A 4,983-nucleotide genomic window follows, 5' to 3' on the forward strand; every position below is an offset into this window, starting at 1 on the left:
CCGGTGTAAAAAGCTTTCCCCTGGTTGGCATAGGTAAACTCCCTTACAAACTGCATTAAATAAGGATCTTGCGCGATCATAAATGTAGTGATGGGAATATGTAGTTTCCTTGCCTGGCGCGCCATTGTATAACATTTGCCTAAAATATAAGGATCAAGACCCATACTGTTTTTATAATAAGAGCCGTCGCGTTCTCGCAAGCAACTCGGCTTTCCATCGGTTATCATAAAAATTTGACGGTTTGTGCTCCTTTTTCTTCTAAGAATATCCATAGCTAGTTTTAAACCCGCCACGGTATTGGTATGGTATGGGCCTACTTTAAGATAAGGAAGATCGGCAATAGAAACCGGCCAGGCATCATCTCCAAAAACAATAATATCCAAACTGTCTTTTGGATATCTTGTAGTAATCAATTCGGCCAAAGCCATCGCTACTTTTTTCGCAGGAGTAATACGATCTTCGCCATATAAAATCATACTATGACTAATATCTATCATAAGTACAGTGCTCATTCTGGATTTGTAATGGGTTTCCTCTACCACCAAATCCTCTTCAGTCATATTAAAATTCCCGATACCGTGATTAATTTGGGCATTTCTTAAACTTTCGGTTACCGAAATCTTATCGGGCGAATCTCCAAATTGAAAATTTCTGAAATCACCCGTATGTTCGTCTCCCCTACCTACGTGATTGGTTCTATGACTTCCCGAGGCACTTTTCTTCAGTTTCCCGAAGATCTGGTCTAAAGCCTGTTTTCTAATAGCTCGTTCGGTTTTGGCTGTAATCGCCATACCACCACCCTCGTCTTCGGTTTCTTCTTTTATGTAACCTTTCTTTTTAAGGTCTTCTACAAAATCATCCAGGGTGTAATCTTCCGTGGTTAATTTGTATTCGTCGTCCAACTGTTTCAGCCAATCCAGGGCTTCATCTAAATCTCCTGAAGTATGAGTAATTAATTCTTTAAAAACTTCAAAAAGCCTGTCAAACGGTGACTTTTCAGGCTCCTCAAACTTATTAAAAACAAATCCGCTTCCCTGTCTATAATCTTTCTTCTTCATATTCTAAAATTACGGTATTTTATATAGAATTAGAAAATCTTTAGCTGCAACAGGAATTAAACTTATGTTAATCTAAAAATTGCTTGTATTATATTTAGAAGGCCAATATTGTTATTCTTTTCTTAAAAACTTCAGTGTTTACGATGTAGTTAAGAGATTTGAATATAATTAAAACCACAATAAGAGATTAATGAAAAATTTGCTTTTACTCAGTTTTTGTTTTGTTCTTAGCTATACTAGTTTTTGCCAGGGTTCCCCCTATAAAACCGATGCCTGGACAGATGGCGCCTATATTGCCGGTACCGTTGGATTAAATGTATTAGGATTCACTTTTATCCAGAATAAAGATGCACTTACTGAAGCTGAAGTTGCAGATTTAGATAAAAATGATATTTGGGGAATAGATCGTTGGGCAGCTGGAAATTATTCTGAAGAAGCTGATGCTTTAAGCTATATACCCTTTTATGCAGCCCTGGCCGCTCCGCTTGCTTTACTACCCGGTGAAGCAGAGCGAAATAATTTTGGACAAATAAGTGTTTTATTTGTAGAAACTATGGCTACTACGGGTGTATTTTATACTATGACTGCCGGTTTAATAGATAAAAGCCGACCTCTTGTTTATAATGAAAATCTTCCGATGGACGAACGTGCCGAGGGCGGTGCACAACGCTCGTTTATTGCAGGACACACTGCAGTTGCTGCTGCCGGTAGTTTTTTTGCCGCCAAAATTTTTAATGATTTTCACCCTGATTCTAAGGCCGTTCCTTTTGTATGGGGTGGAGCCACAGGAGTTTCGGTTTTAATGGGATATTTAAGAACAAAAGCCGGGAAACATTTTCTTACAGATAATATTGCAGGTGCCGTAGTAGGTGCCGTTAGTGGAATATTAATTCCTGAATTGCATAAAAAAGGGAAAGAAAATATTGATCTTTATCCTACCGCTAATTTTAATATTAACGGCACGGGAATCAACACTAAAGGTCTTGCGCTTTCTTATAAGTTCTAAGTAAAACTATTGTTTAATTTTCGAGGCAAGCCTCGAAGCATTTAAAACTCGGTTATCGAGCAAACTCTATGGAGGTTTCAGAAATTATAATGCTAGTATTGTGCGGAATATTTCTAATTCCAAGTCTGGCGTCTGCCACACGATTTGACCAATGGTGGATTCGTGCTTTCGATTTTCCTCGTATTCAAATTTCAATTCTAATTAGCACGGTTATAATTATCTCTATTATTGTTTTTGATTTTTCTGAAACTATTCATTTTATAGCTATTGCTTTAATTATTCTAAGTCTTATTTATCAACTTCATAAGATTTTTCCATACACCTGGTTCGCAAAAAAAGAAGTAATGAAATTTGAGGACGGTGACCCCAGCGATAATATTTCTATTCTGGTAAGTAATGTACTCACTCCCAACACCCAGTATCACAAACTTCTTGAAATTGTACACCGGCGGCAACCCGATATTCTTCTTACGCTGGAATCTGATAAAAAGTGGGAAGAAGCACTTAAAGAAATAGAAGAAGAGTATAAATACACCGTAAAAGTGCCTATGGATAACCTCTACGGAATGCATCTTTATTCTAAACTAAAATTGGAAGAAACCGAAGTTAGATATTTAGTAAAAGATGATATTCCATCTATACACGGCTTTGTACGTCTAGACGATAATACTAAAGTTAGAATTCACTGTATGCACCCAAGACCTCCAAGCCCTTCTGAAGCGGATACTTCTACCAACCGCGATGCCGAATTGTTGATGTTGGGAAGGGATGTTAGAGAACAGGATGATAGCGTTTTGGTTTTTGGAGATTTAAATGATGTTGCCTGGTCCCGCACCACAAGATTATTTCAACAAATGAGCGGGCTATTAGACCCAAGGATAGGCAGAGGCTTTTTTAATACTTTTCACGCCGGTTATCGCTTTTTTAGATGGCCGTTAGATCACGTTTTTCATAGCAACGATTTTACTTTAATAGAAATTGCGCGAGAAAAACCTATGGGATCAGATCATTTTCCTATGTATATTAATTTAAATTTTGAACGCCCAGCAGAAGAGGAACAGGAAAAACCTGAACCTGACGAAGAGGAAAAAGAATGGGCCCAGGAGAAAATTGATGATGCAGAACCTAGGGAAAACGGTGTTTAAGCCGTTTCAAAAAAATGACTTATTTCTGAAATTTCTTTGATTTCCTCACAATCTGCAGCAGAGATTGGTTTTTCTATAAAAGAACGTACTGTGCTATAATTATTAGCTTTTTCTTTGTCTTTTGCATCTATAGAAGAAGTTACCATAATAACGTGATACCTGGATTTTTGCGGATGAGCTTCTAAACGCTTTAAAAAATCCCAACCATTCATATTAGGCATATTAATGTCTAAAAGAATAAGAAAATCCTTTTGCCTGGTGTGATTTTGATCTTCTATAATATAATTTAAAGCATCTGCCGCCTGACTAAAGCTTATAGGGTTTTGGGCGATCTCGTGGTTGCTTATCAACTTCTTCTGAATAAATACCACAATTTGATCGTCATCTACGATAAGTACTTCAAGCATTATAAGAAATTTAGGGCCAGAGCTTAGAATTCTTCTTCAGTCTTAATAGTGATCTTTCTAATCACTTTATCAAGCTCTTCAGACGAATTTAAGATATTATCTATAATTTCCTCAATATTATCAAGGTTATTTCTCTGGTTTTTCAGTAGTTCTATTAACCCCATAATTCTAGCTAATGGCGCCCGCACTACGTGAGATTGTGTCCATGCTATTTCGCGAAGCCTTTCATTACTGCGTTCTATAGCGTTAATGTATTTTCTTCTTTCGGTAATATCTTGCATAGAACCAATTATACGCGAGGGTTTACCGGTAGCATCGGTTATTACATAGCTACGATCAAGAATGTATTTGTATTCTCCGTTTGCACATTTAAAACGGTATTCTATTCCAAGAATCTTTTGCCCGCGCTCGTATATTCCTTTGGCAGCTTCAATAACGCGTGGTTTATCTTCAGGGTGAATTCTATCCTGCCACCATTCTTTTGAGGTTTCTAATTCTTCCTGGGAATAACCAAAGATATCGTATATGGCATTGCTGTACTGGAATTCATTTTTTTCAACATCAAAATCGGTAATAAGGTCACTGGTGGCTTTAGCAACAATATCATACCGCTCCAGGCTTTCCCTTAATTGCTGTTGCTGTACCTTAGCTTTGGTAATATCTCTGGAGTTTGCAATTAATCCTTTTACAGCAGGATCATCTCTTAAATCACTAATTATGGTTTCAAACCAACGCCATTCTCCCTTCCCATCTTTATATCTATAGGAAGGTAACTGATAGGATTTTCTGCTGCCTAAATACTGGATTTTGCCTTCAATTTTATCACGGTCTTCCCTATGTATAAAGTCAAATACATTTCTACCTTCAATTTTTTCGGGATCTACTCCTAAAATATTCTTTACGCTGGGGCTTACATAGGCATAATGAAAATTTTGATCTATAATACTTATAAGATCGCTACCATCCTGAACCAGGGCTTTAAAACGCTCCTGGCTGTGCCTTAATTTTTCTTCGGCTTTTAACTTTTCGGTAATATTATGCGCCTGGGTAACCCTGGCTTCGCGCCCACCAAATAGAATAGGATTGCTCTGAACATCTATATAAAGCAGGTTTCTACTTTTTGTATAATGCTTGACTTTTAAAGTAAAAAAACCATGAAAATTTTCTTCTACAGTTTCTTCAATTCTTGCTTCATCATCTACCCATAAATCCCTTACAGACATCTGCATAAATTCTTCGCGGGTATATTCGTATAAATTTATAGCAGCCTGGTTTACACTTAAAAACTCCAGAGTATTCCTATCTAAAACCCACATTGGCAGCGGACTTGAATCGAAGAGAGTTCGGTATTTTTCTTCAGATTCATA

5 protein-coding genes are annotated in these 4,983 nt (G+C 37.2%); 2 read left to right on the top strand and 3 right to left on the bottom strand.

Annotation, left to right across the window (positions count from 1 at the left end):
- Positions 1–1,058, bottom strand: a 1,058-nt coding sequence (locus tag AACZ30_RS12855; protein WP_339649825.1) for a VWA domain-containing protein, incomplete at its 3' end; no start/stop codon positions are given.
- Between the two features lie 190 nt (positions 1,059–1,248).
- Here AACZ30_RS12855 and AACZ30_RS12860 point away from each other — a divergent pair.
- Positions 1,249–2,064, top strand: coding sequence for a phosphatase PAP2 family protein (locus AACZ30_RS12860; protein WP_339649828.1), 816 nt, complete (start codon positions 1,249–1,251; stop codon positions 2,062–2,064).
- A 68-nt stretch (positions 2,065–2,132) separates the two neighbouring features.
- Complete coding sequence (locus AACZ30_RS12865; RefSeq protein WP_339649830.1) at positions 2,133–3,209, top strand: endonuclease/exonuclease/phosphatase family protein; 1,077 nt, start codon at positions 2,133–2,135, stop codon at positions 3,207–3,209.
- On the opposite strand, the gene AACZ30_RS12870 is transcribed toward AACZ30_RS12865, so the two are convergent.
- Positions 3,206–3,616 (bottom strand): response regulator, encoded by a 411-nt coding sequence (locus AACZ30_RS12870; RefSeq protein ID WP_339649832.1) that lies wholly within the window; start codon positions 3,614–3,616, stop codon positions 3,206–3,208. The genes AACZ30_RS12865 and AACZ30_RS12870 overlap by 4 nt on opposite strands.
- Positions 3,617–3,639: 23 nt before the next feature.
- Positions 3,640–4,983 (bottom strand): PAS domain S-box protein (locus AACZ30_RS12875; protein ID WP_339649834.1); only part of this gene is annotated, 1,344 nt, incomplete at its 5' end.

The sequence above is a fragment of the uncultured Salegentibacter sp. genome, from assembly GCF_963972535.1.
Lineage (GTDB): Bacteria > Bacteroidota > Bacteroidia > Flavobacteriales > Flavobacteriaceae > Salegentibacter.

Coding starts and splice junctions, on each gene's coding strand:
- AACZ30_RS12860 (WP_339649828.1), top strand. CDS start 1,249: ATGAAAAATTTGCTTTTACTCAGTTTTTGTTTTGTTCTTAGCTATACT.
- AACZ30_RS12870 (WP_339649832.1), bottom strand. CDS start 3,616: ATGCTTGAAGTACTTATCGTAGATGACGATCAAATTGTGGTATTTATT.
- AACZ30_RS12865 (WP_339649830.1), top strand. CDS start 2,133: ATGGAGGTTTCAGAAATTATAATGCTAGTATTGTGCGGAATATTTCTA.